The sequence below is a fragment of the Erwinia sp. genome (genome assembly GCF_049696395.1).
GTDB lineage: Bacteria > Pseudomonadota > Gammaproteobacteria > Enterobacterales > Enterobacteriaceae > Erwinia.
Genome location: NZ_JBAVTT010000013.1, coordinates 1 through 26,042 on the forward strand (window position 1 = coordinate 1; position 26,042 = coordinate 26,042).

The 26,042-nt window shown below is 54.0% G+C and carries 25 protein-coding genes; 17 read left to right on the forward strand and 8 right to left on the reverse strand.

All coding sequences use genetic code 11. The features are described from left to right. A partial coding sequence (locus WCC56_RS01840; RefSeq protein ID WP_424690739.1) for an MFS transporter occupies positions 1–893 on the reverse strand: 893 nt, incomplete at its 3' end. Beyond that, a complete protein-coding gene (locus tag WCC56_RS01845) occupies positions 850–1,122 on the reverse strand; it encodes a hypothetical protein (RefSeq protein ID WP_424690740.1) in 273 nt (90 codons plus the stop codon). The genes WCC56_RS01840 and WCC56_RS01845, both read right to left, overlap by 44 nt. A 41-nt stretch (positions 1,123–1,163) precedes the next feature. On the opposite strand from WCC56_RS01845, the gene WCC56_RS01850 reads away from it, so the two are divergent. Then, the gene (locus tag WCC56_RS01850; protein ID WP_424690741.1) at positions 1,164–2,018 is read left to right on the forward strand and encodes a carboxylate/amino acid/amine transporter; all 855 of its coding nucleotides are present in this window, start codon (positions 1,164–1,166) and stop codon (positions 2,016–2,018) included. 64 nt (positions 2,019–2,082) lie between these two features. Here WCC56_RS01850 and WCC56_RS01855 read toward each other — a convergent pair whose 3' ends face one another. Together WCC56_RS01855 and metR are read right to left on the reverse strand one after the other, a co-directional pair. Then, complete coding sequence (locus WCC56_RS01855) at positions 2,083–2,565, reverse strand: DUF1456 family protein (RefSeq protein WP_424690742.1); 483 nt, start codon at positions 2,563–2,565, stop codon at positions 2,083–2,085. 98 nt (positions 2,566–2,663) lie between these two features. Beyond that, a complete protein-coding gene (metR, locus tag WCC56_RS01860; protein WP_424690743.1) occupies positions 2,664–3,605 on the reverse strand; it encodes an HTH-type transcriptional regulator MetR in 942 nt (313 codons plus the stop codon). A 135-nt stretch (positions 3,606–3,740) separates the two neighbouring features. Here metR and metE point away from each other — a divergent pair, with 135 nt between their 5' ends. Beyond that, complete coding sequence (gene metE / locus WCC56_RS01865; RefSeq protein ID WP_424690744.1) at positions 3,741–6,017, forward strand: 5-methyltetrahydropteroyltriglutamate--homocysteine S-methyltransferase; 2,277 nt, start codon at positions 3,741–3,743, stop codon at positions 6,015–6,017. Positions 6,018–6,069: 52 nt separating this feature from the next. Here the strand turns inward: metE and WCC56_RS01870 are convergent, their stop codons facing one another. Next, complete coding sequence (locus tag WCC56_RS01870; protein WP_424690745.1) at positions 6,070–6,897, reverse strand: dienelactone hydrolase family protein; 828 nt, start codon at positions 6,895–6,897, stop codon at positions 6,070–6,072. Between the two features lie 289 nt (positions 6,898–7,186). Here WCC56_RS01870 and udp point away from each other — a divergent pair, with 289 nt between their 5' ends. From udp to tatD, 9 genes are all read left to right on the forward strand, one after another. Further along, the gene (gene udp, locus WCC56_RS01875) at positions 7,187–7,948 is read left to right on the forward strand and encodes a uridine phosphorylase (RefSeq protein WP_424690746.1); all 762 of its coding nucleotides are present in this window, start codon (positions 7,187–7,189) and stop codon (positions 7,946–7,948) included. A gap of 73 nt (positions 7,949–8,021) precedes the next feature. Then, positions 8,022–9,557, forward strand: a complete 1,536-nt coding sequence (gene rmuC, locus WCC56_RS01880) for a DNA recombination protein RmuC (protein WP_424690747.1) — start codon at positions 8,022–8,024, stop codon at positions 9,555–9,557. Positions 9,558–9,633: 76 nt separating this feature from the next. After that, positions 9,634–10,389 carry a bifunctional demethylmenaquinone methyltransferase/2-methoxy-6-polyprenyl-1,4-benzoquinol methylase UbiE gene (ubiE, locus tag WCC56_RS01885; RefSeq protein ID WP_424690748.1) on the forward strand — a complete coding sequence of 252 codons (756 nt, stop codon included), beginning with the start codon at positions 9,634–9,636 and terminating at the stop codon, positions 10,387–10,389. A gap of 12 nt (positions 10,390–10,401) precedes the next feature. Then, the gene (ubiJ, locus tag WCC56_RS01890; RefSeq protein WP_424690749.1) at positions 10,402–11,007 is read left to right on the forward strand and encodes a ubiquinone biosynthesis protein UbiJ; all 606 of its coding nucleotides are present in this window, start codon (positions 10,402–10,404) and stop codon (positions 11,005–11,007) included. After that, a complete protein-coding gene (gene ubiB / locus WCC56_RS01895) occupies positions 11,004–12,641 on the forward strand; it encodes a ubiquinone biosynthesis regulatory protein kinase UbiB (RefSeq protein WP_424690750.1) in 1,638 nt (545 codons plus the stop codon). Before ubiJ ends, ubiB begins: the two co-directional genes overlap by 4 nt. Positions 12,642–12,761: 120 nt before the next feature. Then, positions 12,762–13,013 carry a twin-arginine translocase TatA/TatE family subunit gene (gene tatA / locus WCC56_RS01900; RefSeq protein ID WP_424690764.1) on the forward strand — a complete coding sequence of 84 codons (252 nt, stop codon included), beginning with the start codon at positions 12,762–12,764 and terminating at the stop codon, positions 13,011–13,013. Between the two features lie 3 nt (positions 13,014–13,016). Continuing rightward, complete coding sequence (gene tatB, locus WCC56_RS01905) at positions 13,017–13,664, forward strand: Sec-independent protein translocase protein TatB (RefSeq protein ID WP_424690751.1); 648 nt, start codon at positions 13,017–13,019, stop codon at positions 13,662–13,664. Between the two features lie 2 nt (positions 13,665–13,666). After that, positions 13,667–14,425, forward strand: a complete 759-nt coding sequence (tatC, locus tag WCC56_RS01910) for a Sec-independent protein translocase subunit TatC (protein ID WP_424690752.1) — start codon at positions 13,667–13,669, stop codon at positions 14,423–14,425. A 76-nt stretch (positions 14,426–14,501) separates the two neighbouring features. After that, complete coding sequence (gene tatD / locus WCC56_RS01915; RefSeq protein ID WP_424690753.1) at positions 14,502–15,287, forward strand: 3'-5' ssDNA/RNA exonuclease TatD; 786 nt, start codon at positions 14,502–14,504, stop codon at positions 15,285–15,287. Positions 15,288–15,312: 25 nt separating this feature from the next. Here the strand turns inward: tatD and rfaH are convergent, their stop codons facing one another. Beyond that, on the reverse strand, positions 15,313–15,801 hold the full coding sequence (gene rfaH / locus WCC56_RS01920; protein WP_424690754.1) for a transcription/translation regulatory transformer protein RfaH: 489 nt from the start codon (positions 15,799–15,801) through the stop codon (positions 15,313–15,315). 187 nt (positions 15,802–15,988) lie between these two features. On the opposite strand from rfaH, the gene ubiD reads away from it, so the two are divergent. Together ubiD and fre are read left to right on the forward strand one after the other, a co-directional pair. After that, on the forward strand, positions 15,989–17,491 hold the full coding sequence (ubiD, locus tag WCC56_RS01925; protein WP_424690755.1) for a 4-hydroxy-3-polyprenylbenzoate decarboxylase: 1,503 nt from the start codon (positions 15,989–15,991) through the stop codon (positions 17,489–17,491). Positions 17,492–17,518: 27 nt separating this feature from the next. Beyond that, entirely contained in the window at positions 17,519–18,220 is a 702-nt protein-coding gene (fre, locus tag WCC56_RS01930; protein ID WP_424690756.1) for an NAD(P)H-flavin reductase, read from the forward strand. A 98-nt stretch (positions 18,221–18,318) separates the two neighbouring features. On the opposite strand, the gene fadA is transcribed toward fre, so the two are convergent. Together fadA and fadB are read right to left on the reverse strand one after the other, a co-directional pair. Next, positions 18,319–19,482 carry an acetyl-CoA C-acyltransferase FadA gene (fadA, locus tag WCC56_RS01935; protein ID WP_424690757.1) on the reverse strand — a complete coding sequence of 388 codons (1,164 nt, stop codon included), beginning with the start codon at positions 19,480–19,482 and terminating at the stop codon, positions 18,319–18,321. A gap of 10 nt (positions 19,483–19,492) precedes the next feature. Beyond that, complete coding sequence (gene fadB, locus WCC56_RS01940; RefSeq protein ID WP_424690758.1) at positions 19,493–21,679, reverse strand: fatty acid oxidation complex subunit alpha FadB; 2,187 nt, start codon at positions 21,677–21,679, stop codon at positions 19,493–19,495. A 187-nt stretch (positions 21,680–21,866) separates the two neighbouring features. Here fadB and pepQ point away from each other — a divergent pair, with 187 nt between their 5' ends. The 4 genes from pepQ to hemG are packed head-to-tail and all read left to right on the forward strand — an operon-like array spanning position 21,867 to position 25,861. After that, positions 21,867–23,198 carry a Xaa-Pro dipeptidase gene (gene pepQ, locus WCC56_RS01945; RefSeq protein ID WP_424690759.1) on the forward strand — a complete coding sequence of 444 codons (1,332 nt, stop codon included), beginning with the start codon at positions 21,867–21,869 and terminating at the stop codon, positions 23,196–23,198. Beyond that, complete coding sequence (locus tag WCC56_RS01950; RefSeq protein ID WP_424690760.1) at positions 23,198–23,809, forward strand: IMPACT family protein; 612 nt, start codon at positions 23,198–23,200, stop codon at positions 23,807–23,809. Before pepQ ends, WCC56_RS01950 begins: the two co-directional genes overlap by 1 nt. Positions 23,810–23,839: 30 nt before the next feature. After that, on the forward strand, positions 23,840–25,291 hold the full coding sequence (gene trkH, locus WCC56_RS01955; RefSeq protein ID WP_424690762.1) for a Trk system potassium transporter TrkH: 1,452 nt from the start codon (positions 23,840–23,842) through the stop codon (positions 25,289–25,291). Positions 25,292–25,309: 18 nt separating this feature from the next. Beyond that, positions 25,310–25,861: a menaquinone-dependent protoporphyrinogen IX dehydrogenase gene (gene hemG, locus WCC56_RS01960; RefSeq protein WP_424690763.1), complete on the forward strand. Its 552-nt coding sequence runs from the start codon at positions 25,310–25,312 to the stop codon at positions 25,859–25,861. Positions 25,862–26,042: the final 181 nt, after the last annotated feature.

A 26,042-nucleotide genomic window follows, 5' to 3' on the forward strand; every position in this document is an offset into this window, starting at 1 on the left:
TAGAAGAAATAAGCCCAGGAGGATTTATCCAGTGCGAAGTGTTTCACCTCTTTCAGGTAAGTCGGGGACCAGTCGAGAATGCCGTAACGCAGCAGATAGACGAACACGTTCGCCAGCGCGATGTACCATAAGAGTTTGTTCGGCAGGATGTACTGCGTAAAGATCTGCTTAGCGGTCAGCTCTTCTTCGTGCTTCTCATCATAATCTGCTGGATAGTCCTTTTTGTACTCTTCAATCGGCGGTAATCCGCAGGATTGCGGGGTATCCCGCATCAGAGCAAAAGCAAATATCGCCACCACGATGGCACCGAACGCCGGCATATAAAGAGCCGCTTTCCAGTCGTTAAACCACGCCATCCCCAGCAGGAACAGCAGGGGCGGAAGACCGCCTCCGACGTTATGCGCACAGTTCCATACCGACACGATGCCGCCTCGTTCTTTCTGTGACCACCAGTGAACCATGGTGCGCCCGCAAGGCGGCCAACCCATGCCCTGGAACCAGCCACAGAGAAACAGCAGCACAAACATCACCATGATGCTGGAGGTTGCCCAGGGAACAAAGCCCATAAACAGCATTACAGCGGCGGCAAGGATCAGCCCTGCGGGGAGGAAATAACGCGGATTAGAGCGGTCGGAGACCGATCCCATAATGAATTTAGAAAAGCCATAAGCGATGGAAATCCCGGACAAAGCGAAGCCTAAATCGCCCCGCGAGAAGCCTTGCTCGATCAGGTAAGGCATCGCCAGCGCGAAGTTCTTGCGCACCAGATAATAGGCGGCGTAACCGAAGAAAATACCCAGGAAAATTTGCCAGCGTAGCTTGCGATAGAGTGGGTCTACCTGGCTGGCTTCAACGCGCGGCTGGTGAGATGCCGGTTTGAAAATACTTAACATATGAGCCTCCAATGGCGAATGTTATTCTTGTTTTAAACGCCCACTGGCGTCCCGGATAACGGATCTGTCCGCCAGAAAGGCGATCAGGATGGTCCAATTCGCGCAAAGGATAGGCGTTTTCAGCGACGCAGACTGTGAAGGTCAACGCAAATGTTACATTTTTATGACAACTTGAGCGTTCAGTAAATGCCCGGATGTAAACGAAATACTTCATCGCAACTTCAGCCATTTCGTTACACTAGGCGCACTTTTCGCAGCAGAGTTCTCATTGTGACGTTACTGATTGTCACCACAATTTTGTGGGCCTTTTCTTTTAGCCTGATTGGCGAATACCTGGCAGGCCAGGTTGACAGCGTATTTTCCGTCCTGGTACGCCTGGTGCTGGCGGCGCTGGTGTTCCTGCCGTTCCTGCGCTGGCGTGGCTATCGTGCCTCGACCATTCTGATGTATATGGCGGTGGGTGCTTTGCAGCTCGGCATCATGTATCTGATCAGTTTTCAGGCTTATCTCTACCTCAGCGTGTCGGAATTCTTGCTGTTCACGGTGATGACGCCGCTGTATGTCACGCTGGTTTATGATTTGCTGACCGGACGAGGCGTGCGATGGAGTTATGCGCTGAGCGCCATGCTGGCCGTTGGCGGCGCGGCGATCATTCGTTATGACAAAGTCAGCGATCACTTCTGGTTTGGCTTACTGCTGGTGCAGCTGGCGAACATCATCTTCGCTGTTGGCATGGTCGGCTACAAACGTCTGCAGGAGATCCGCCCAGTGCCGCAGCACACCGCGTTCTCATGGTTCTACCTTGGTGCGGCGATGATCGCCGTAGTGGCGTGGTTCTTATGGGGAAATCCGCAGAAACTGCCAACGACTTCATTGCAGTGGGGTATTTTGGTCTGGCTGGGTGTGGTGGCTTCGGGGCTGGGGTATTTCATGTGGAACTACGGTGCGACGCAGGTAGATGCTGGCACGCTGGGGATCATGAACAATATGCATGTGCCCGCAGGACTGCTGGTGAACCTGGCGATCTGGCAGCAGCAGCCACACTGGCCGAGCTTTATTATTGGTGCTGCGGTGATTTTTGCTTCGTTGCTGGTCCACCGACACTGGATAGTGAAGGGAAGATAGCTTCAGGAATTGGCAGGGATACTGGCAGGAAAAAAACGGGCAGCCCAGGGCTGCCCGTTCTGACTTATTTAGCTTTAGGTGCAACGGCAGGACGGATTTTCATGGTCAGTCCTTTCAGGAAGTTACGCAGGATCTGATCGCCACACTCACGGTAGTTTTTGTGGCCGGGCTTGCGGAAAATCGCCCCAATCTCAGACTGGCCTACGGCAAAATCGGCCATCTTCAGGATGTCGAGAATGTCGGTGGTTTTCAGATCAAATGCCACGCGCAGCTTCTTCATGATGATGTTGTTAGTCATCTTACGTTCAATGGAAGGCTCTGGCGCATCTTCACTTTTGCCACGGCGCTGGAAAATCAGGCCGTTGAGGAAGTAGCCCATAATCACATCCGGGCATTCACGGAACCCGTCTTCATCGTCTTTCTTCAGGAAGGTATTTACTTCGGCTTCGGTGACTTCTGTTTCTGCCAGCGCCAGAATTGCCACAACCTGGGCATCGCTCAGGTTAAGCATGAAGCGCACGCTGCGCAGAACGTCGTTATTAGTCATAAAAATCTCATCAGGGATCAAAGGCTGTTGTGCGCATTATAGTGACAAATGGCCGTTGATACAGGAAAACCCACCAGCGATTCAGGCTGGCGGGCAAATCAGGAGTGGGCCAGAGGAGAGGGCAGTGCGGCACCAGGTTGCGAGGCATCTCTGACCAGCGGCAGATGATCGCAAGCGTGCTGGCGTGCTGAGCGAATAAACGCCTCGGTCACGGGCTGGCGCTGTTCACCGTCGCGTACGGCTGCATACAGTCTGCTCCACAGTCCATCACCCAGCGTTTTAGTCACCACCAGTCCCTGATGTTCAAAGCTTTCCACCACCCAATGCGGTAATGCCGCAATCCCCATTCCAGCCGAAACCATCTGGATCAGCAGCAGGGTATTATCCACGCTTTTCAACGCAGGGCTCACGCCAGCCGGTTGCAGGAAGTGCCGCCAGATATCCAGACGCTGACGCTGCACCGGATAAATCATCAGCACTTCCTCGGCCAGGTCTTCCGGCGAAATATGGTCAACATTGGCCAGCCGATGATCCGGTGCCAGCACCAGCCTCACTTCAAAATCAAACATCGGTGAATAGAACAGACCGCTGCGCGGCAGAATATCGGAGGTCAGCACAATATCCAGCTCGCCCTGCTGCAAAGCAGGTTGCGGGTCGAAGGTGACGCCTGATTTGAAATCCATGACTACCTGAGGCCAGCTCTGGCGGAAATTACTCAACGCCGGGGTCAGCCACTGGATGCAACTGTGGCATTCGATGGCAATGCGCAGCGTGGTCTGGTGAGGCTCATGACAGGCCTGAAGCGCTTGCTGGATCTGTGGCAAAACCTGCTCGGCCAGCTGCAACAGGATTTCGCCCTGTGGCGTAAAGCGCAGTGGCTGGCTTTTACGCACGAATAAACGAAAGCCCAGGCGCTGTTCCAGGTCGCTGAACTGATGGGATAACGCCGACTGCGTTTGATGAAGCTGGGCCGCTGCAGCGGCCAGCGAACCGGTTGTTCGCAGCGCCTGCAGCGTCCGCAGGTGTTTGAGTTCAATCATGAGAGTCCTTCACATCGACTGTGAACAATTTGCGCTTGTGGTGACTACAGTACCTGCGGATTATAGATGTGTAAACATCTGGACGTCTAAAAGCCTGATTGTCACCCTGACAGGCAGCCACTGAGGAAAGAACTGATGACTATTCTTAACCACACACTCGGATTCCCTCGCGTCGGTCTTCACCGCGAACTAAAAAAAGCCCTGGAAAGCTACTGGGCTGGCAACAGCTCACAGGAGGAATTACTGACTGTAGGTCGTGAACTGCGTGCCCGACACTGGCAGCAGCAGAAGCAGGCTGGCGTTGATCTTGTCCCGGTCGGAGACTTCGCCTGGTACGATCACGTGCTGACCACCAGTCTGCTGCTGGGCAATGTGCCTGCCCGCCATCAAAATCAAGACGGTTCTGTCGATCTGGATACCTTGTTCCGTCTGGGCCGTGGCCAGGCGCCGACTGGTGAGCCAGCCGCTGCGGCTGAAATGACCAAGTGGTTCAACACTAATTATCACTACATGGTGCCAGAGTTCACCAAAGGCCAGCAGTTTACGCTGAGCTGGACGCAGATTCTGCAAGAAGTGGATGAAGCGCTGGCCCTGGGCCATAAAGTGAAACCGGTTTTGTTAGGCCCGGTGACCTATCTGTGGCTGGGGAAAGTGAAAGGTGAGCCGTTTGACCGCCTGAGCTTACTGAAAGAGATCCTGCCGGTTTACCAGCAGGTGCTGGCTGAGCTGGCTAAACGTGAAATCGACTGGGTGCAGATTGATGAGCCCGCGCTGGTTCTGGAGTTACCGCAGCCGTGGCTGGAGGCATTTAAACCGGCTTACGAAGCGCTACAGGGCAATACGAAACTGCTGCTGACGACCTATTTTGAGAGTGCTGGCACCAACATCGACACCATCAGCGCGCTACCTGTTCAGGGGCTACACGTAGATCTGGTCCAGGGTAAGGATGACATCGCCGCGCTGAACGACAAAATTCCTGCCGACTGGCTGCTGTCTGTTGGCGTCATCAACGGCCGTAACGTCTGGCGTGCTGATTTGAGTAGCTGGTTCGAGCGACTGCAACCGCTGATTTCCCAGCGTCAGCAGCTGTGGATTGGCTCTTCCTGTTCGCTGCTTCACAGCCCAATCGATCTGAGCACGGAAACCCGGCTGGACGATGAAGTGAAAAGCTGGTTCGCCTTTGCCCTGCAAAAGTGTGCTGAGTTGTCACTGCTTAGCAATGCGCTGAACAACAATACCCCGCAATCACTGCAAGCCTGGAGCGCGCCAATCCGTGCCCGTCGTGCTTCAGCTCGTGTGCATAATGCAGCGGTTGGCAGACGTCTGGCGGCAATCACCGCCAAAGACAGCCAGCGCGCTAACAGCTATGTGACCCGTGCTGAAGCTCAGCGCAAGCGCTTCCAGCTCCCGGCCTGGCCAACTACGACCATCGGTTCTTTCCCTCAGACCAGTGAAATCCGTGGGCTGCGCCTGGACTTTAAGCAGGGGCGTCTGGATGGCACTCACTACCGCACTGGCATTGCTGAACATATCAGACAGGCCATCGTTGAGCAGGAACGTCTGGGGCTGGACGTGCTGGTCCACGGTGAAGCTGAACGTAACGACATGGTGGAGTACTTCGGCGAGAACCTGGACGGGTTCGCTTTCACCCAGAATGGCTGGGTCCAAAGCTACGGTTCACGCTGCGTCAAGCCGCCGGTTATTATCGGTGACGTCAGCCGCCCGCAGGCTATCACCGTTGAGTGGGCTACATACGCACAGTCACTGACTGAGAAGCCGGTGAAAGGCATGCTGACCGGCCCGGTAACGATTCTTTGCTGGTCGTTCCCTCGAGAAGACGTTAGCCGTGAAACAATAGCTAAGCAGATTGCACTGGCACTGCGTGATGAGGTGGAGGACCTGGAAAAAGCCGGTATCGGTATTATTCAGATTGATGAGCCAGCACTGCGTGAAGGTCTGCCGCTGCGCCAGTCAGACTGGGCTACTTATCTTGAGTGGGCCGTGGATGCCTTCCGCCTGAACGCCGCTGTGGCGCAGGATACTACGCAGATTCATACTCATATGTGCTACTGCGAGTTCAATGACATCATGGACTCCATTGCCGCATTGGATGCCGATGTGATCACCATCGAGACCTCACGGTCAGATATGGAACTGCTGGAGTCGTTTGAAGCGTTTGATTACCCCAATGACATCGGTCCAGGCGTATACGACATTCACTCGCCAAACGTGCCAGGCGTGGAGTGGATAGAGGCGTTGTTGTTGAAAGCGGCACAGCGTATCCCGACTGAACGTCTGTGGGTTAACCCGGATTGCGGCCTGAAAACGCGTGGCTGGACAGAAACGCGGCAGGCGCTGGCTAACATGGTAAAAGCTGCTCAGAACCTGCGTAAGACCAGGACTCCGGCCTGATTTCTGTGGTGTTATGTTGGGGTTATTTGGGGCGCCAGGCGCCCCTTTTTTATTACTTCACGCCATTTTGTCGGAACCAGGCGAGCATACGCTCCCAGCCATCTTTGGCTGACTCTTCATGGTAGCTTGGGCGATAATCGGCATTGAAAGCATGGCCCGCATCCGGATAAACAACAATTTCCGATTTTGCATTAGCGGCACGCAGAGCTTGACGCATGGTTTCCACGCTCTCCTGCGGAATGCTGTCATCCTTCCCGCCATAAAGTCCTAATACCGGTGCGGTTAAATCTACCGCGATATCCACCGGCTGTTTCTGCTGTTTCAGCGTCTTCTCACCGACCATTTTGCCATACCAGGCAACGGCGGCTTTCAGCTGTGGATTGTGCGCGGCATACAGCCAGGTAATGCGGCCACCCCAGCAGAAACCGGTGATGCCCATATTGCGCATATCCCCGCCATGACGGGACGCCCAGTTGGCAACGTGGTCTAAATCGGCCAGCACCTGATTATCCGGTACGGTGTTAACTAACTCTTTAAAGAGCGTTGGAATATCGTCGTATTCAGCAGGATCGCCCTGGCGGAAGTAGAGTTCAGGCGCAACCGCCAGATAGCCTTCACCCGCCAGGCGACGACAAATATCGCGAATGTGTTCATGAACGCCAAAAATCTCCTGAACCACCAGAATGACCGGCAACGGGCCGCTGGCATTACGCGGTTTGGCGTGAAAAGCGGGCATGTTCTCGCCCTGCGTAGGGATTGAGGTTTCACCTGACTGGATAGCGTCACTGTCGGTAATAATCGTGGTCGATGCGGTAGGCGATACCGCAGGAGTGAACCCATTATTGCTCATTTTTTGAGTCGTATTCTCGTCGGTTTTCATTGTCCTCTCCATGCATGCATTAGCGCAATCAGCTAACTATAGCCAGGATTACGTTTGGGTCAGGGGGTTGCTCTCTACCCATCTATTAACACTGCCATTACCTGACACGGAGGGCAAGTTGTGGCAATCCGAAAGGAAAGAGTGTTTAAATGTGACTTACATCACTTCTTGTTGTTGATTCAATGTAACTTTCATTTGATGGAGTGATTTAATTCACATAAATTTCGGCGGCTTTGCCTTATTGTTAACACCTGATCCTTATCCCCCTTTCCCGTTACAGGAGTTTGAAATGGCACACTCAGACGTTTTTCATTTGGGTTTAACAAAAGCGGATTTGCAGGGCGCAACGTTGGCGATTGTGCCGGGCGATCCTGAGCGGGTGAAAAAAATTGCGGCGTTGATGGAAAACCCGGTTCACCTTGCCTCGCACCGTGAATTTACCAGCTGGCGCGCAGAGCTGGACGGCAAGGCAGTGATCGTTTGCTCCACCGGCATCGGCGGGCCTTCAACCTCTATTGCGGTGGAAGAGCTGGCTCAACTGGGCGTGCGCACTTTCCTGCGCGTGGGCACTACTGGCGCCATTCAACCTGACATTAACGTTGGCGATGTGTTGGTCACTACCGGTTCAGTTCGTCTGGACGGTGCCAGCCTGCACTTCGCTCCGCTGGAGTTCCCGGCTGTAGCTGACTTCGCCTGTACCACGGCGTTGGTTGAAGCGGCTAAAGCGGCAGGCGCAACCACCCACATTGGTATCACGGCCTCTTCAGATACGTTCTATCCGGGCCAGGAGCGTTACGACACCTATTCAGGCCGCGTGGTCAGCCGTTTCCAGAATTCGATGAAGGAATGGCAGGAGATGGGCGTGCTGAACTATGAAATGGAATCCGCCACCTTATTAACCATGTGTGCCAGCCAGGGGCTGCGTGCAGGTATGGTTGCAGGCGTGATCGTAAACCGGACTCAGCAGGAAATTCCTGATGCGGAAACGATGAAAAGAACCGAGAGCGATGCGGTACGCATTGTCGTGGATGCGGCGCGCCGCTTGATCTGACGCTTTTTATCTGGACATTCATACAGTACGCCTCTACCTTTTCCCGTAGATAAGTTAGTGCGGGAGAATAAAGGTGGATGCAACAATCAGTTACGGCGTTTGTCTGGCGCTGGCCGGTATGGTGGCCGGCTGGACAATCGCCTGGTTACGCGGGCAGCAGGTCTCAGCCCGTCAGGAAACCGAACGGCAATTGCTGCTGCAGTCAGCCGACCAGCTGCGCGAAGAGCGTGAACGGCTGCAACAGCAGGTAGACACCCATCAGCAGGCGCAACGACAGAATGAGCTCGATTTGCGTCAGCTGCACGGGACGCTCTCTGCGGCCCAGGAAAAGCTTCACCACCTCGATCACTGGCGTAATGAAACTGAACAGCTGACCCGAGAATTGCGCAACCAGTTGGAAATTAACAGTTCTCAGGAAGCTGAACTCCGTGAAGTCACCATCCGCCTTGAAGAAACCCGCATGGCTGCCGAAGAGAAACAGCGCCTGCTGGTGAACAGCGAGCAGCGGCTCAATGCCCAATTTGAAAACCTGGCAAACCGGATTTTCGAAAACAGCGGCCGCCGTGTCGACGAGCAAAACAAGCAAAGCCTAAACAGCCTGATCTCCCCACTGCGTGAACAACTGGAAGGTTTCCGTCGCCAGGTGCAGGATGGATTCGGTCAGGAAGCCCGTGAACGGCATACCCTTTCGCATGAAATCCGCAACCTTCAGCAACTCAATGCCCAAATGGCGCAGGAAGCGATCAACCTGACCAAAGCGCTGAAAGGCGACAATAAAACTCAGGGCAACTGGGGCGAAGTGGTGTTAAGCCGCGTGCTGGAAGCCTCCGGCCTGAGGGAAGGCCATGAATACGAAACGCAGGTCACTATCCAATTGGAACAAAATGGGCGGATGCAACCTGATGTGATCGTGCGTCTGCCGCAGGGCAAAGATGTGGTCATCGATGCCAAAATGACGCTGGTGGCTTACGAGCGTTACTTTAACGGTGATGACGAGGCGCAGCGTGAAGCGGCAATCAGCGAGCATATTGCCGCCATTCGTGGGCATTTACGTGTGCTGAGCCGAAAAGATTATCAACAATTGCCCGGTTTACGCTCGCTGGATTATGTGTTGATGTTTATCCCCGTTGAACCGGCCTTTTTACTGGCGATCGATCGCCAGCCGGAACTGATCAACGAAGCGCTCAACCTGAACATCATGTTAGTCAGCCCAACCACCTTGCTGGTGGCGCTGCGGACGATTAACAATCTCTGGCGCTATGAGCACCAAAGCCGTCATGCCCAGCGCATCGCAGATCGGGCTGCGAAGCTCTACGACAAAATGCGTTTGTTTGTCGACGATATGTCGGCGATGGGCCAGAGCCTGGACAAAGCGCAGGACAGTTACCGGCAGGCGATGAAAAAACTGTCGGAAGGGCGGGGGAACATGATCGCCCAGACTGAAAGCTTCCGCCAGCTTGGCATCGAGGTGAAACGGCCGATTAATCCACGACTTGTGGAGCAGGCAATGCCTGAATCGGGCGAAAACCTCGGTGAGGAGGAAGACGATGAAGTGCAGTCTGACTTCCCTTCCGGGCAGGATAATAACGCAGTAAGAGTCAATGAATAAGCCGCCAGGCAACGTGCCTGACCTGCGGGACTCTGGTACACTTGGCAGATAATTGATTGCAGAGCAGGCAAAACAAATGGCAGATGAATCAAAGGACACCACTCATTTCGGCTTCCGTACCGTAGCGAAAAGCGACAAGGAAGAAATGGTGGCAGATGTTTTCCATTCCGTTGCGGCCAAATACGACCTGATGAACGATTTAATGTCGTTCGGCATCCACCGCGTCTGGAAGCGTTTTACGATTGATTGCAGTGGCGTACGCCGCGGGCAGCGAGTACTGGATCTGGCTGGTGGTACCGGCGATTTGACGGCCAAGTTCTCACGCCTTGTGGGCGAGACGGGCGAAGTGGTGCTGGCGGATATCAACAGTTCAATGCTGAAAGTGGGCCGTGAGAAATTGCGCAACAATGGCATCATCGGCAACGTCAATTACGTGCAGGCCAATGCCGAAGCGCTGCCTTTCCCGGACAACTATTTCGACTGTATTACCATCGCTTTTGGCTTGCGTAACGTCACCGAAAAAGAGAAAGCGCTGGCTTCCATGTTCCGCGTATTGAAGCCGGGCGGCCGTTTACTGGTGCTGGAATTCTCCAAGCCCGTGCTGGAGCCGCTGAGCAAAGCCTATGATGCTTACTCTTTCCATATCTTGCCGCGCATCGGCGAGTTGGTAGCGAAGGACTCTGAGAGCTACCGCTACCTGGCCGAATCCATCCGTATGCACCCGGATCAGGACACGCTCAAGCAGATGATGGAAGACGTGGGCTTCGAAAACGCCACGTATCACAATCTCACCGGTGGCATTGTTGCACTGCACCGTGGGTTCAAGTTCTAAACAGGAAAGCGAATGACTCTAACGCCGCTGTTAACCGCGGGGCTGGAAACGGCACTAAACCAGATCCTCTATCGCGATCGCGGCCTGAAAGCAGCACGTCAGCGCCTTAACGGCAAAAGCCTGGCCATCGTGCTGGCTGAACTGAAACAGCCGCTGATCTTTATCTTCAGCGAGCGTCAGGTTGATGTGCTGGGTAAGTGGGATGACAAACCCGACTGTACGGTGAAAACGCAGATTGCCAGTTTGCGCAAACTGCGCGATCGCCAGCAGCTGACCAGTTTGATCCGCAGTGGCGAACTGGAAGTAGAAGGTGATTTGCAGGTTGTGCAGCACTTTTCCGCGCTTATCGATCTCGCCGAACTCGACCCAGCTGAATACCTCGCACCCTGGACCGGGGATGTGGTGGCGCAGGGCATCAGCCAGTTTGCCCGCCGTGGCTTCCAGCTTTTACGTGGAGACGTCGAGCGTAAGCAGGCTTATCTCGGCCAGGCGCTGACCGAAGAGTGGCGGCTGGCCCCAGGCGGATTAGAAGCGGCCTGGTTTGCTGAAGAAGTTGATGCGCTGACGCGAGACCTTTCCTCGTTGGAAAGCCGCCTTGCTCTGCTGGAGGCCAAATGACGCCAGGAGAATTACGCCGCCTGTATTTAATCATCCGGGTTTTCCTTAGCTACGGCCTGGATGAATTGATCCCCAAAACCCGTCTGGCATTGCCGATTCGACTTTGGCGCAAGTGCCTGTTCTGGCTGCCTAACAAGCACAAAGACCTGCCGCTTGGTGAACGCATCCGTCTGGCACTTGAGCAGCTTGGTCCGGTGTGGATTAAGTTTGGTCAGATGATGTCCACCAGACGTGACCTGTTCCCGCCGCAGATAGCCGATCAGCTGGCGATGCTACAGGACCGTGTGGCGCCGTTTGACGGCGTGCTGGCTAAACAGCAGATCGAACTGTCGCTTGGCTGCCCGGTAGAATCCCGCTTTGATGACTTTATGATCAAACCTTTGGCCTCGGCTTCTATCGCGCAGGTCCACACGGCCACGCTGAAAGAGAACGGCCAGAAAGTGGTGATCAAAGTGATTCGCCCGGACATCCTGCCGGTGATCAAAGCCGACATGAAGCTGATTAACCGCATGGCGCGCTGGGTACCTCGCCTGTTGCCGGACGGTCGACGTTTGCGTCCGCAGGAAGTGGTCGCAGACTACGAAAAAACGCTGATTGATGAGCTGAATCTGTTGCGGGAAGGCGCTAACGCTATCCAGCTTCGCCGTAACTTTGATAAAAGCAAAATGCTGTATGTCCCGGAGATTTTCTCTGACTACGGCAGCGAAACCATGCTGGTGATGGAGCGGATTTACGGTATTCCGATTTCCGATGTGGTCACGCTGGAGAAGCATGGCGTGAACATGAAACTGCTGGCAGAACGCGGTGTGCAGGTGTTCTTCACTCAGGTGTTCCGCGACAGTTTCTTCCATGCGGATATGCACCCAGGCAATATTTTTGTCAGCTACGACCATCCTGAAGATCCGCAGTATATCGCCATCGACTGCGGGATTGTCGGCTCGCTGAACAAAGAAGATAAGCGCTATCTTGCCGAAAACTTTATCGCCTTCTTCAATCGTGATTACCGTAAAGTGGCTGAACTGCACGTCGATTCTGGTTGGGTTCCGCCAGATACCAACGTCGAAGATTTCGAGTTTGCGATCCGCACCGTCTGCGAGCCTATTTTTGAAAAGCCGCTGGCAGAAATCTCTTTTGGTCACGTGTTGCTGAATCTTTTCAACACCGCCAGACGTTTCAATATGGAAGTTCAGCCGCAACTGGTTCTCCTGCAGAAAACATTGCTGTATGTTGAAGGGATCGGACGGCAGCTTTACCCGCAGCTGGATCTGTGGAAAACAGCCAAACCGTTTTTGGAAGAGTGGATCAAAGATCAAATCGGTATTCCTGCTATTGTCAGGGCACTGAAAGAGAAAGCGCCTTTCTGGGCGGAGAAACTGCCAGAACTGCCGGAACTCTTTTATGACAGCCTGCGCCAACACAAGCATTTGCAACACAGCGTAGACAAGCTAACTAATGATTTAAAAGGCGAGCGGATCAGACAACACAAATCCCGTTACCTGTTTGGTGTAGGCGCAACGCTGCTGTTAAGCGGCACCGCTATTTTACTCACCAGACCAGAATGGGATCTTATCTCCGCAGGAATGATCGCGGCGGGGCTGGTCAGTTGGCTGGTTGGCTGGCGTAAAACCAGCTGATTGTCATGAAAAGTAAACAGAGCGTTATCCCGCGCTGCTGAAGGTTTGCTCATCGTCAGCGCAACACAAGCTGTATATACTGAAAAACTGGCATCACAATTCAATATCAGAGGCAAAATCATGGGCGGTATTAGTATTTGGCAATTGGTCATCATTGCCGTAATCGTTGTTCTTCTGTTTGGCACCAACAAACTGCGTACTCTGGGATCTGATTTGGGTTCATCAATCAAAGGCTTCAAAAAAGCCATGGGCGATGAAAACGAGAAAGACAAAGAGAAAGAGCACGCTAATGATGCTGACTTCCATGCCAAACTGGCGGAAAAAGATCAGACAGAAGCGAAAAAAGAAGACGTCAAGAACGACAAGGTATAAACCGTGTTCGACATAGGCTTTAGTGAACTGATTTTGGTGTTCGTTATCGGGCTGGTCGTGCTGGGTCCACAGCGTTTACCGGTGGCGGTCAGAACCGTTGTCGGCTGGATCCGCGCTCTGCGTTCACTGGCTACCAGTGTGCAGAACGAACTCGCTCAGGAACTCAAGTTGCAGGAGCTTCAGGACAGCCTGAAAAAGGTTGAAGAGGCAAGCAAGAACAGCCTTTCTCCAGAGTTGAAGGCGTCCATGGACGAGCTGAAGCAATCAGCAGAATCCATGAAGCGTTCTTACCTGGGCGACAACGAAAAAGCCGACGACGAAGCCCACACCATCCATAACCCCCTGGTGAAAAACTCTGAAGAGACTCACGAGGGTGTGACGCCTGCGGAAGCCGACCATCAGGCCAGTTCTCCTGCCAAAGCGCCTGATGCAGATACCACACCGGTGCAAGTGTCTGAGGCGGCTACATCACCAACTCAGACACCTGATGTGGCCACTGTACCAGCGCAGAAACCTGACGTGGCTACTGCTCCAGCTCAGGCTCCGGCAGTGAGACCTGAACCGAAACCGGCCGTGACCCCGATTGGCGAAGCGCCAGTCCTGTCCAGCCGTGCTCCTGTTTCCACCCATTTACCGAGCGATGAACGATAAACATGGCTGTTGAAGATACCCAACCGCTTATCAGTCATTTGATTGAACTCCGTAAGCGCTTGCTGAACTGTATTATTGCTGTCGTCGGCATCTTTGCCTGCCTGGCTTATTTTTCCAATGACATCTACCAGCTGGTTTCTGCCCCGCTGATCAAGCAGATGCCAGCGGGTGCCAGCATGATAGCCACCGACGTTGCGTCTCCGTTTTTCACGCCAATTAAGTTGACGATGATCGTCTCGGTCTTCCTTGCGGTACCGGTGATCCTTTATCAAATCTGGGCATTCATCGCGCCAGCGCTCTATCGTCACGAGCGCAAGCTGGTTATGCCTTTGCTGTTTTCCAGTTCATTCCTATTCTATACCGGCATGGCTTTCGCCTACTTTATTGTCTTTCCGCTGGCCTTTGGCTTCTTCGCCAAGACTGCGCCACAGGGCGTATTGATTGCCACTGACATTAACAACTATCTCGATTTTGTGATGGCGCTGTTTATGGCTTTTGGGGTCTCCTTTGAAGTGCCAATCGCTATCGTGCTGATCTGTTGGACCGGTATGACAACCCCGGAAGATCTGAAGAAAAAGCGCCCTTATGTTCTGGTCGGTGCTTTCGTGGTGGGAATGCTGTTAACCCCACCAGATGTCTTCTCTCAGACACTTCTGGCGATCCCTATGTACTGCCTGTTTGAAGTCGGTGTGTTCTTTGCCCGTTTCTATGTAGGCAAGCGTCGTCAGGATATGGACCCGGATGAATCGGGTTCAGAGTAGCGTAAAGCAGGTCCAGCGCTCCCTTACATGAAGTAACGTAACCGCCCGAAAGGGCGGTTATTGTTTGGAAAATCCTATGTTCGATATTGGTGTGAACCTGACCAGCACGCAGTTCGCGAAAGATCGCGACCAGGTTGTAAAACGTGCGAGAGATGCCGGGATAACTGGCTTACTGATTACCGGCACCAACGCGCTGGAAAGCCAGCAGGCGCAAAGCCTGGCCACGCGTCGTCCGGGTTATTGCTGGTCTACCGCTGGGGTTCATCCGCACCATGCCAGCGAATGGTCAGGTGAAACCGCTGCCACTTTGAAACGGCTGGCTGAAAGCGCTGAAGTCGTCGCCATTGGCGAATGTGGTCTGGACTTCAACCGCAATATCTCTGAACCTGAGCAGCAGGTTTATGCTTTCAATGCCCAGCTCGAACTGGCCGCCGAACTCGGGATGCCGGTGTTTCTCCACTGCCGTGATGCCCACGACCGTTTCCTCTCTGTCCTCACGCCCTGGTTACCGAAGTTAGCCGGTGCCGTTGTTCACTGTTTTACCGGCACGCGAGAAGAGCTCGAAGCTTGTCTGGCCGCTGGGCTGTCCGTTGGGATTACAGGTTGGGTGTGTGATGAACGCCGAGGCATTGAGCTTCGCGAGTTGATGCCGCTGATCCCGGCTGACCGTCTGCTGCTGGAAACAGATGCGCCTTATTTACTGCCACGTGATATGCGCCCAAGACCGCCCTCAAGACGTAATGAGCCCTGCTTCCTGCCGCATATTGTGCAGGTAGTCGCTGGATTACGTGGGGAAGAACCAGAGGCGCTGGCGCGTCAGTGCGATCGTAATGCTCGTCAGCTGTTTCGTTTGCCGGAATAACTCCGGCACAACCGGCAGGCAGGCTTTAAAGCTTGTGGAACTGCTTGTTGTCGAGGCTCCGTGTGATCTGCTTGTTGAGCAGGTTCAACAGCAGCATGGAGCGTGCTTCGCCATCCGGCTCGGTGAAAATGGCTTTCAACCCTTCGAAAGCCCCGCAGGTAATTAACACGCGGTCGCCAGGCTGAGGCACTTCAGGATCGACCATGGTGATTGGCGTATCGGTCTGCAATGCCATAATCACGTCCTTAGGGACGCTGGCAGGCAGACTGCCGAAGCGGACAAAATGACTGACGCCACGCGTGGCGCTAATGGTTGTGGTGTGAATCGCTTCCGGATCAAATTCAATAAACAGATAATTAGGGAAGAGCGGTTCATCCACCTGGGTGCGTTTACCGCGAACCATTTTCTCTAATGCAATCATTGGGCTGAGACAATGTACCGCCTGGCGCTCAAGATGTTCTTTCGCGCGAAGCAGCTGGCCACGTTTGCAATAAAGTAAATACCAGGATTCCATAACGTCACTTTTTGATTACAGGGCCGCTAAGAATACCAAACTCATCGCCAGAGTTATAGCGCGATCCAGCAGAGATGCGGCCCCGGCGTTAATTTGTCATACACGGACCAGTAACTACGAAAAACTAAGCATAGCGTAACAATCCTCCCTATAATGACCGATTCACTGACCGTATTGATGAGAAGTCATGAAATACCACGACTTACGCGACTTCCTTGCCTTGCTTGAGCAGCGCGGGGAATTAAAACGTATTACGCAAGAGATCGACCCGGATCTTGAAATGACCGAAATTGCCGATCGCACCCTGCGAGCTGGCGGTCCAGCGCTGCTGTTCGAAAACCCGAAAGGGTATGACATGCCGGTGCTGTGCAACCTGTTCGGTACGCCGGACCGTGTTGCGATGGGCATGGGGCAGAAAGATGTCTCGGCGCTGCGTGATGTTGGCCGCCTGCTGGCGTTCCTGAAAGAACCCGAGCCACCTCGCGGTTTCCGTGATTTCTTCGATAAAATGCCGCAGTGGAAGCAAGTACTGAACATGCCCACCAAGCGTCTGCGCGATGCGCCTTGCCAGCAAGAGATTTGGCAAGGCGATGACGTCGACCTGCATAAAATTCCGGTCATGAAGTGCTGGCCTGAAGATGCGGCGCCTTTAATTACCTGGGGGCTGACCGTCACGCGTGGCCCGCATAAAGAGCGGCAGAATCTTGGTATCTATCGCCAGCAGGTGATTGGCAAGAATAAGCTGATTATGCGCTGGCTCTCCCATCGCGGCGGCGCGCTGGACTTCCAGGAGTGGACTCAGCAGCATCCAGGTGAACGTTTTCCTGTCTCTGTCGCGCTGGGTGCCGATCCGGCCACTATTCTTGGTGCTGTTACGCCCGTTCCTGATTCCCTGTCTGAATATGCCTTCGCGGGTTTGCTGCGCGGCACCAAAACAGAAGTGGTGAAGTGCGTGTCCAATGACCTTGAAGTCCCCGCCAGCGCTGAAATTGTGCTGGAAGGCTACATCGAGGCGGGAGAGATGGCGCCAGAAGGACCTTACGGTGATCATACGGGTTACTATAATGAAGTAGACAGTTTCCCGGTCTTCACCGTGACGCACATTACTCAGCGCCGCAATCCGATCTATCATTCGACCTACACTGGTCGTCCACCGGATGAACCTGCGGTGTTAGGCGTGGCGCTGAATGAAGTTTTCGTGCCGATCCTGCAGAAGCAGTTCCCGGAAATTGTCGATTTCTATCTGCCACCAGAAGGGTGTTCCTATCGCCTGGCCGTGGTAACGATGAAAAAACAGTATGCGGGACATGCCAAGCGCGTAATGATGGGCGTCTGGTCTTTCCTTCGTCAGTTTATGTATACCAAATTTGTTATCGTCTGCGATGATGATGTGAATGCCCGTGACTGGAACGACGTCATCTGGGCGATCACGACGCGAATGGATCCGGCGAGAGATACTGTTCTGGTAGAGAACACGCCGATCGATTACCTGGACTTCGCTTCACCTGTTTCCGGCTTAGGCTCGAAAATGGGGCTGGATGCGACCAATAAATGGCCAGGCGAAACTACGCGAGAGTGGGGACGTCCAATCCGTAAAGATCCGGCGGTAACCGCCCGTATTGATGAGATTTGGGATGAGTTAGGCATCTTTGATGAGCCACCCACGCGCAACAGTGCGCCCGGCAAATAACTGCCAGAGACCCGACAGAGGGAACGCATGACAACGTTAAGCTGTAAAGTGACCTCAGTAGAGGCGATTACCGATACTGTGTACCGAGTGCGGATGGTGCCGGAGGCTGATTTCAGCTTCCGTGCTGGCCAATATTTGATGGTAGTGATGGATGAGCGCGACAAGCGCCCGTTTTCGCTGGCATCCACTCCGATGGAAAAAGACATTATCGAGCTGCACATTGGTGCCTCGGAACTGAACCTGTATGCGATGGCCGTGATGGAACGTATTCAGGAACAACGCAAAATCACCGTTGATATTCCGCATGGCGATGCCTGGCTGCGCGAAGAGAGCGATCGCCCGCTGGTGCTGGTTGCGGGGGGAACCGGGTTCTCTTATGCCCGTTCCATTTTACTGACGGCCCTTTCCCAGCAGCCGGATCGTGATATCGCTCTGTACTGGGGCGGACGCGAGCTGAAGCATCTGTATGATCTTGAAGAGTTAGAAGCGCTGGCAATAAAGCATCCTAATCTCAGCATCATTCCGGTTGTTGAACAGCCTGAAGCGGGTTGGCCAGGACGCAGCGGCACGGTACTGACCGCAGTGATGCATGACTATGCGTCACTTGCCGGCCATGACATCTATATTGCCGGTCGTTTTGAGATGGCGAAAATCGCCCGTGAGCGTTTTTGTGCCGAGCGCGGCGCGAAGGAAGATCAGATGTTTGGCGATGCCTTTGCCTTTATCTGAGGTTTCCGGGGGCAGGAAACTCTGCCCCCGATCGCCAGAAATGAAAACCCCGCCCCTGACAGGCGGGAATTAACACAGTGAAACTGCCAGTCAACGTATCAGATTCGTTCGAAGACCGTCGCAATCCCCTGACCGAGACCGATGCACATGGTCGCCAGGCCAAACTGGGCATCCTTTCTTTCCATCAGATTGAGCAACGTGGTACTGATCCTGGCGCCTGAACAGCCCAGCGGATGACCTAAAGCGATTGCCCCCCCGTTCAGATTCACCTTCTCGTCCATGACCTCCAGCAGCCCTAAATCCTGAATACAAGGCAGCGTCTGGGCAGCAAACGCTTCATTCAGTTCGAAGACGCCAATATCCGTCACGTTCAGACCGGCTCTTTTTAAAGCCAATTTTGAAGCCGGAACCGGACCGTATCCCATAATCGAAGGATCGCAGCCCACCACCGCCATCGAGCGAACATAAGCTCTTGGCTTCAGACCCAGTTCAGCCGCACGGGATTCGCTCATGATCAGCATCGCTGCCGCCCCGTCTGACAGTGCAGAAGAGGTGCCCGCTGTTACTGTACCGTTTACCGGGTCGAATGCCGGGCGCAATGCGGCCAGACCAGCAGCAGTGGTGTCTGAACGGATCACTTCATCGAAGTCATAGCGACGCAGCACACCATCAGCATCATGTCCGCTGGTCGGAACAATCTCACTGGCAAAGTGACCTGCCTGCGTCGCAGCCCAGGCACGCTGATGAGAGCGCGCGGCAAACTCATCCTGGCGTTCACGGCTGATTTTATGGATGCGTGCCAGCATCTCTGCGGTCAGGCCCATCATGCCTGCGGCTTTTGCCACGGTTTTACTCAGTCCCGGATGAAAATCCACACCGTGATTCATCGGCACATGGCCCATATGTTCCACGCCGCCGATCAGACAGGCGCGGGCATCGCCCACCATAATGGCGCGGGCGGCATCATGCAGGGCTTGCATGGAAGAACCACACAGGCGGTTGACCGTGGTCGCCGGTACGCTATGCGGAATTTCCGCCAGCAGGGAAGCATTGCGGGCAATGTTGAAACCCTGCTCCAGGGTTTGCTGCACACAGCCCCAGTAAATATCGTCCAGTGACGCCGCTTCCAGTGAAGGATTGCGGCTTAGCAAGCTGCGCATCAAATGTGCCGATAAATCTTCTGCACGAACATGGCGATAAGCACCGCCTTTAGAACGACCCATCGGCGTGCGGACAGCATCAACAATTACGACTTTTTCCATTTTCTTACCCTCACGCCGTTTTCAGAGTGGCATCGCTAATCGGCGCTGCCTGTGGATACCAGCTGGCGTCTTTCTGCGCTTTTTCATGCAGACCAGCAGGCGGCTGATACAGCGCGCCCAGTTCGCTGAACGGTTCAGCCCGGCTGACGAAACGGGCATTGCCCTGCGTATCAAGATAGCGGAAAGCGCCGCCGTGGAAAGGCGGGAACCCTAGTCCGTACACCAGCGCCATATCGGCTTCGGCAGGCGAGGCAATAATCCCTTCTTCAAGACAGCGCACCACTTCATTGATCATCGGGATCATCATGCGGGAAACGATCTCGTCATCGCTGAACACGCGCTTCGGCTGGCAGACGCTTTGCAACAGATCGTCGACGGCAGGATCGGCCACCTTCTTCTGTTTGCCCTTGCTGTCCGTTTCCCAGCGATAGAAGCCGAGCTGATTTTTCTGGCCGAAGCGCTTAGCGTCGAACAGTACGTCAATCGCATCGCGATACTCTTTCTTCATGCGGGAAGGGAAGCCGTCGGCCATCACCATCTGAGCATGGTGCGCGGTATCAATCCCCACCACATCCAGCAGCCAGGCCGGGCCCATTGGCCAGCCGAACTGTTTCTCCATCACTTTATCGATCTGGCGGAAGTCTGCACCATCTCGCAGCAGCAGGCTAAAGCCCGCAAAATAAGGGAACAGCACCCGGTTTACGAAGAAGCCAGGACAGTCGTTAACGATAATCGGGGTTTTGCCCATCTTGCTGGCCCACGCCACAACGGTTGCCAGCGTGGCTTCAGAGGTTTTCTCTCCTCTGATCACTTCGACTAACGGCATGCGGTGGACGGGGTTAAAGAAATGCATTCCGCAGAAGTTTTCAGGACGTTGAAGCGCATTAGCCAACTGGCTGATGGGGATCGTTGAGGTGTTGGAAGCCAGAATGGCACTGCTGTGAAGATGGCCTTCGGTTTCTGCCAGCACAGCCGCTTTCACTTTTGGATTCTCAACGACCGCTTCAACCACAATATCTACCCGTTCAAAGCCAGCGTAGTCCAGCGTTGGGTGGATGGTGCCAATGATCCCAGCCAGTATCATCCCGTCGATTTTTCCGCGTTCCAGCTGCTTGTTCAGCAGTTTCGCGGCTTCTTTCATTCCCAACTCCAGCGAAGCAGGGTTGATGTCCTTCATTAATACCGGCACGCCTTTTGAAGCAGACTGATAAGCAATGCCGCCGCCCATAATCCCGGCACCCAGCACGGCAGCCTGTTTTGGCGTTTCCACTGCGCGGGCCAATTTTTTGGCTTTGGCTTTCACTGCCTGATCGTTCAGGAAGATGCCAACCAGCGCACGAGCCTCGTCAGAACGGGCCAGCGGAACAAAGGCCTGAGTTTCAAGCTTCAGCGCCGCGTCACGGCCAAGACCTGCCGCGGCCTCAATGGTTTTCACTGCCATCATGGGCGCCGGATAATGCTTCCCGGCTGTTTGCAGCACCATGCTTTTAGCAATGCTAAAGCTCATGGTGGCTTCAATCTTGCTCAGTTTCAGCGGCTCCAGCTTCGGCTGACGACGTGCCCGCCAGTCCTGCTTACCGGCAACCGCTTCCTGTAATATAGCGAGAGCCGCCTGCTGCAATTTTTCAGCCGGAACCACGGCATCAACCAGACCGATTGCCAGCGCTTTTTGCGCATCGACATCTTTGCCTGCAGCTATAATTTCCAGCGCGCTGTCTGCCCCTAACAGACGTGGCAAGCGAACAGAACCGCCGAAGCCTGGCATGATGCCCAGTTTGGTTTCCGGCAGGCCGATGCGGGCATCCGGCGTGGCAATGCGGAAATCGGTAGCCAGAATGCATTCGCATCCGCCACCGAGCGCATAACCCTGGATCGCGGACAGCGTTGGTACGGGCAGGTCTTCCAGCCGGCTAAAAATGCCGTTGGCAAATCCCAGCCACTGTTCCAGTTTTTCAGCCGGCGCGGCAAACAGCGAAAGAAACTCCGTGATATCCGCTCCAACAATAAACGCTGGTTTGCGTGAGCTGAGCAGCAGGGCCTTCAGTGCCGGCTGCTTCTCCAGTACTGAAATTGCCTCACCCAGACTGGCTACCGTTTGCGTATCCAGTTTATTGACCGAGCCGGGCGCATCAAAAGCCAGCTCGGCGATGCCATCTTCCAGCCAGTCCAGGGTGAGCGTGTCGCCTTTGTAGAGCATGTTGATCTCCTGAAGCCGCATTAAAGGGATCTGGTCATACCAGATGATCGTGAGTGTGGAAGGGATGTTAATTATTTGCAAACGAGAGTTTGCTAATTTGCAAACAAGATCACAGGAGCGGCAAAACGGCATCGGCTAAAGCGCTGTGATAAGATGCGCTCACTTTCACGTTAATGGAGACGGAGTTATGGAATCGTTGGTCACTCTTTATCAGGACCACCTGAAAACACTGCAGGCGCGTGCTCAGCAGGTCTTGGCTCGCAGCAAGCTGGATGCCATGTTGATCCATTCTGGAGAACTGCTCACCGTTTTCCTCGACGATCATACCTATCCCTTTAAAGTGAATCCGCAATTCAAAGCCTGGGTGCCGGTGACCTCTGTCCCGAACTGCTGGCTGTGGGTAGATGGGGTGAATAAACCTAAGCTGTGGTTTTACTCACCGGTAGATTACTGGCACAACGTTGAACCGCTGCCACAAAGTTTCTGGACCGATGAACTCGACATCGTGGCGCTGAAAAGTGCGGATGAGATTACCCAGCTGCTGCCTGCCCAACGCGGCAATGTGGCTTATATCGGTCCAACGCCAGCGCGTGCTACCCAGTTAGGCATTAAAGCCGAGCTGACCAATCCAAAAGCTGTTATCGACTTCCTGCATTATCATCGCTCGCTGAAAACAGACTATGAGCTGTACTGCATGCGTGAAGCACAGAAAACGGCGGTGATCGGTCATCGTGCGGCCAAAGAGGCTTTCCTCTCTGGCATGAGCGAGTTTGATATCAATGGCGCTTACCTCAGTGCAACAGGTCACCGCGATATTGATGTGCCTTACGGCAATATCATTGCGCTGAATGAACATGCTGCGGTGCTGCATTATACCAAGCTCGACCATCTGCCTCCGGAGCAGTCGCGCAGCTTCCTGATTGATGCTGGAACAGAATATAACGGTTATGCCGCCGATCTGACCCGGACCTATTCAGCGCAAAGTGACAATGATTATGCCCAGCTGATCCGCGATATGAATGAAGAAGAGCTGGCGCTGATCGCGACCCTGAAAGCTGGCGTACGCTACACCGAATACCATCAGCAAATGCATCAGCGCATCGCCAAACTGTTGCTCAAGCATCAGCTGGTGAAAGGGCTGAGTGAAGAAGCGCTGGTGGCAGAGGATGTGACCGGACCGTTTATGCCGCATGGCCTTGGCCATCCGCTGGGTCTTCAGGTTCATGATGTGGCTGGATTTATGCAGGATGAAGAGGGCACCCATCTGGCCGCACCTGCGCAGTATCCTTATCTGCGCTGCACCCGAATCCTCGAACCGCGGATGGTGGTGACCATTGAACCTGGCCTCTATTTTATAGATTCCCTGTTGGCGCCATGGCGTGAAGGGAAGTTCAGCCAGTATTTCAACTGGGATCGCATTGATGCGCTCAAGCCTTATGGCGGCATCCGTATCGAGGATAATGTGATTATCCGCGAGCAGGGCGTGGAAAATATGACGCGTGACCTGAAGCTGGACTGATGGACGCTTATGACATCCCCGCAGAGCTGTTCAGTGTCAGCGAGGAGATCAAAAAAAGCCGCTTTATTACCCTGTTAGCGCATACTGACGGCGTGGAAGCGGCTCGGGCCTTTGTTCAGCAGGTGAAAAGCGAGCATCCTTCTGCCCGGCATCATTGTTGGGCGTGGGTAGCTGGAGCGCCTTCTGATTCGCAACAGCTTGGGTTCTCTGATGACGGCGAACCTTCCGGTACGGCAGGGAAACCTATGCTTGCCCAGCTGATGGGCAACAACATCGGAGAAGTCACCGCTGTGGTCGTTCGGTATTACGGCGGCATCCAGTTGGGAACCGGTGGCTTAGTGAAAGCGTATGGCGGTGGTGTTCAGCAGGCGTTGAAACTGTTGCCGCGTCAGCAAAAAGTCCCGATGCTGACCTTCACGCTCTCCTGCGACTATGCTCAACTGGCAGAGATAGAACGAATGACTGGCCGCTTTCATGGCCAGCTTCTGCAGACGGAATTTTTGGCATGCGTCTCACTGACGCTGGCCTTGCCCCATGCTCAGGTGGCCGGGTTCTCGCAAAATCTTACAGACTTTAGCCGAGGAGCGCTGACGCTCACACCCCTCGACTAACCTCATCATCGTCAGGAAAGGAAAGGCTACATGCATTATCGTGCCATTACCCGTATCGTTGGGTTGCTGGTCATTTTGTTCTCGGGGACGATGATCGTGCCGGGCCTGGTAGCGTTGATCTACCGTGACGGTGCCGGACGAGCCTTTACTCAGACCTTCTTTATGGCACTGTTGATTGGCTCCCTGCTGTGGTGGCCCAACCGCAAGCAGAAAAAAGAGCTGAAGCCGAAAGAGGGCTTCCTGATTGTGGTGCTGTTCTGGACAGTGCTGGGAAGCGTGGGTGCCATGCCCTTTATCTTCGCTGAACATCCCAACCTTTCCGTGACCGATGCCTTCTTTGAATCCTTCTCGGGGCTGACAACAACCGGTGCTACCACGTTAGTGGGGCTGGATTCGCTGCCCAAAGCGATTCTCTTCTACCGGCAAATGCTGCAATGGCTGGGCGGCATGGGGATCATTGTGCTGGCCGTGGCTATTCTGCCGATTCTGGGCGTCGGGGGAATGCAGCTTTATCGCGCTGAAATGCCCGGCCCGCTGAAAGATAATAAGATGCGACCACGTATTGCGGAGACGGCGAAAACGCTGTGGCTGATCTACGTATTGCTAACGATTATCTGTGCGCTGGCACTGTGGCTGGCGGGTATGCCGTTGTTTGATGCCATCGGCCACAGCTTCTCTACTATCGCTATCGGCGGCTTCTCCACCCACGATGCCAGTATCGGCTATTTCAATAGTCCTACTATTAATACCATCATCGCCATCTTCCTGCTGATCTCCGGCTGTAACTACGGCCTGCACTTCTCCATGTTGAGTGGGCGGAATCTTCGCGTGTACTGGCGAGATCCAGAATTCCGCATGTTTATTGGTGTGCAACTTACGCTGGTGGTGATCTGTACCATCGTGTTGTGGTTCCACGATGTCTACCACAGCGGTATGCAGACGCTGAATCAGGCATTCTTCCAGGTTGTCTCGATGGCTACAACCGCAGGCTTCACGACAGACAGCATTGCGCGCTGGCCGTTGTTCCTTCCCGTCTTATTATTGTGCTCTGCTTTTATTGGTGGCTGCGCTGGATCGACCGGCGGTGGACTGAAGGTTATTCGTATCCTGCTGCTGTTCAAACAGGGTAACCGTGAGTTAAAGCGTCTGGTTCACCCGAATGCGGTTTACACCATAAAGCTGGGGCAGCGAGCTCTGCCTGAGCGTATCCTCGAAGCCGTGTGGGGATTCTTCTCTGCCTATGCGCTGGTCTTCCTGTTGAGCATGCTGGCGATCATCGCCACTGGCGTGGATGATTTTTCTGCTTTTGCAGCCGTGGCCGCTACGCTGAATAACCTTGGCCCTGGTTTGGGAGTAGTGGCAGACAACTTCACTACGATGAATGATACGGCGAAATGGATTCTAATCCTGACGATGCTGTTTGGTCGTCTCGAGGTGTTTACGCTGTTAGTCCTGTTTACGCCAACCTTCTGGCGCGAGTAACTGAAACGAGTATTGAATATGAAAGCGTTGATCCTGTTTTCCAGCCGCGAGGGGCAAACCCGTGAGATTGCGGCTTATATAGCTAACCAACTTAAAGAGCAGCAGGAGTGTGAGGTGTTGAACATTCAGCACGCCACTTCTGTTGACTGGTCTAAGTACGACCGTGTGCTGATCGGTGCCTCCATTCATTACGGCCACTTCCATCCGGCAGTAACGAAGTTTGTGAAGCAGAACCTGGCTCAGATAAAGGAAAGACCAAGTGGTTTCTTCTCCGTGAACCTGACTGCGCGTAAAGCAGAGAAGCGCACGCCGCAGACCAATGCCTATACCCGCAAGTTTCTGTTGCAGTCGCCATGGCAGCCAGACTGCTGCGCGGTATTTGCTGGCGCACTGCGTTATCCGCGTTATGGCTTCTTTGATCGCTTCATGATCCGTTTGATTATGCGCATGACCGGCGGTGAAACCGATGTCAGCAAAGAAGTTGAGTACACAGATTGGGCTCAGGTGGGTCGCTTTGCCCATGAATTTGCTGGATTATCAGGCAGAATGCAGGAAAAAAAGGCGCTTTGATGAAAAATGACGCTGTCAGTCATTTTTCTGCAATAATCGCTTGTCCTCCGTCAGGAACTCCCTATAATGCGACTCCATCAACACGGCACAACGGCTTACAGGCCGCCGGGTTGAGAGGTTCAGGAAGCTGAATCGCCAGAGAAAAACTTCCCAAAAAGATGTTGACTCTGAAGGAGGAAAG

Excerpts from the sequence above, each read along its gene's own strand:
- tatD (WP_424690753.1), top strand. The coding sequence starts at position 14,502 with ATGTTCGATATTGGTGTGAACCTGACCAGCACGCAGTTCGCGAAAGAT.
- ubiB (WP_424690750.1), top strand. The coding sequence starts at position 11,004 with ATGACGCCAGGAGAATTACGCCGCCTGTATTTAATCATCCGGGTTTTC.
- ubiJ (WP_424690749.1), top strand. The coding sequence starts at position 10,402 with ATGACTCTAACGCCGCTGTTAACCGCGGGGCTGGAAACGGCACTAAAC.
- ubiD (WP_424690755.1), top strand. The coding sequence starts at position 15,989 with ATGAAATACCACGACTTACGCGACTTCCTTGCCTTGCTTGAGCAGCGC.
- WCC56_RS01845 (WP_424690740.1), bottom strand. The coding sequence starts at position 1,122 with ATGGCTGAAGTTGCGATGAAGTATTTCGTTTACATCCGGGCATTTACT.
- metR (WP_424690743.1), bottom strand. The coding sequence starts at position 3,605 with ATGATTGAACTCAAACACCTGCGGACGCTGCAGGCGCTGCGAACAACC.
- fadB (WP_424690758.1), bottom strand. The coding sequence starts at position 21,679 with ATGCTCTACAAAGGCGACACGCTCACCCTGGACTGGCTGGAAGATGGC.
- rfaH (WP_424690754.1), bottom strand. The coding sequence starts at position 15,801 with ATGGAATCCTGGTATTTACTTTATTGCAAACGTGGCCAGCTGCTTCGC.
- tatC (WP_424690752.1), top strand. The coding sequence starts at position 13,667 with ATGGCTGTTGAAGATACCCAACCGCTTATCAGTCATTTGATTGAACTC.
- pepQ (WP_424690759.1), top strand. The coding sequence starts at position 21,867 with ATGGAATCGTTGGTCACTCTTTATCAGGACCACCTGAAAACACTGCAG.
- fadA (WP_424690757.1), bottom strand. The coding sequence starts at position 19,482 with ATGGAAAAAGTCGTAATTGTTGATGCTGTCCGCACGCCGATGGGTCGT.
- fre (WP_424690756.1), top strand. The coding sequence starts at position 17,519 with ATGACAACGTTAAGCTGTAAAGTGACCTCAGTAGAGGCGATTACCGAT.
- metE (WP_424690744.1), top strand. The coding sequence starts at position 3,741 with ATGACTATTCTTAACCACACACTCGGATTCCCTCGCGTCGGTCTTCAC.
- trkH (WP_424690762.1), top strand. The coding sequence starts at position 23,840 with ATGCATTATCGTGCCATTACCCGTATCGTTGGGTTGCTGGTCATTTTG.
- WCC56_RS01950 (WP_424690760.1), top strand. The coding sequence starts at position 23,198 with ATGGACGCTTATGACATCCCCGCAGAGCTGTTCAGTGTCAGCGAGGAG.
- ubiE (WP_424690748.1), top strand. The coding sequence starts at position 9,634 with ATGGCAGATGAATCAAAGGACACCACTCATTTCGGCTTCCGTACCGTA.
- hemG (WP_424690763.1), top strand. The coding sequence starts at position 25,310 with ATGAAAGCGTTGATCCTGTTTTCCAGCCGCGAGGGGCAAACCCGTGAG.
- WCC56_RS01870 (WP_424690745.1), bottom strand. The coding sequence starts at position 6,897 with ATGAAAACCGACGAGAATACGACTCAAAAAATGAGCAATAATGGGTTC.
- WCC56_RS01855 (WP_424690742.1), bottom strand. The coding sequence starts at position 2,565 with ATGACTAATAACGACGTTCTGCGCAGCGTGCGCTTCATGCTTAACCTG.
- tatA (WP_424690764.1), top strand. The coding sequence starts at position 12,762 with ATGGGCGGTATTAGTATTTGGCAATTGGTCATCATTGCCGTAATCGTT.
- udp (WP_424690746.1), top strand. The coding sequence starts at position 7,187 with ATGGCACACTCAGACGTTTTTCATTTGGGTTTAACAAAAGCGGATTTG.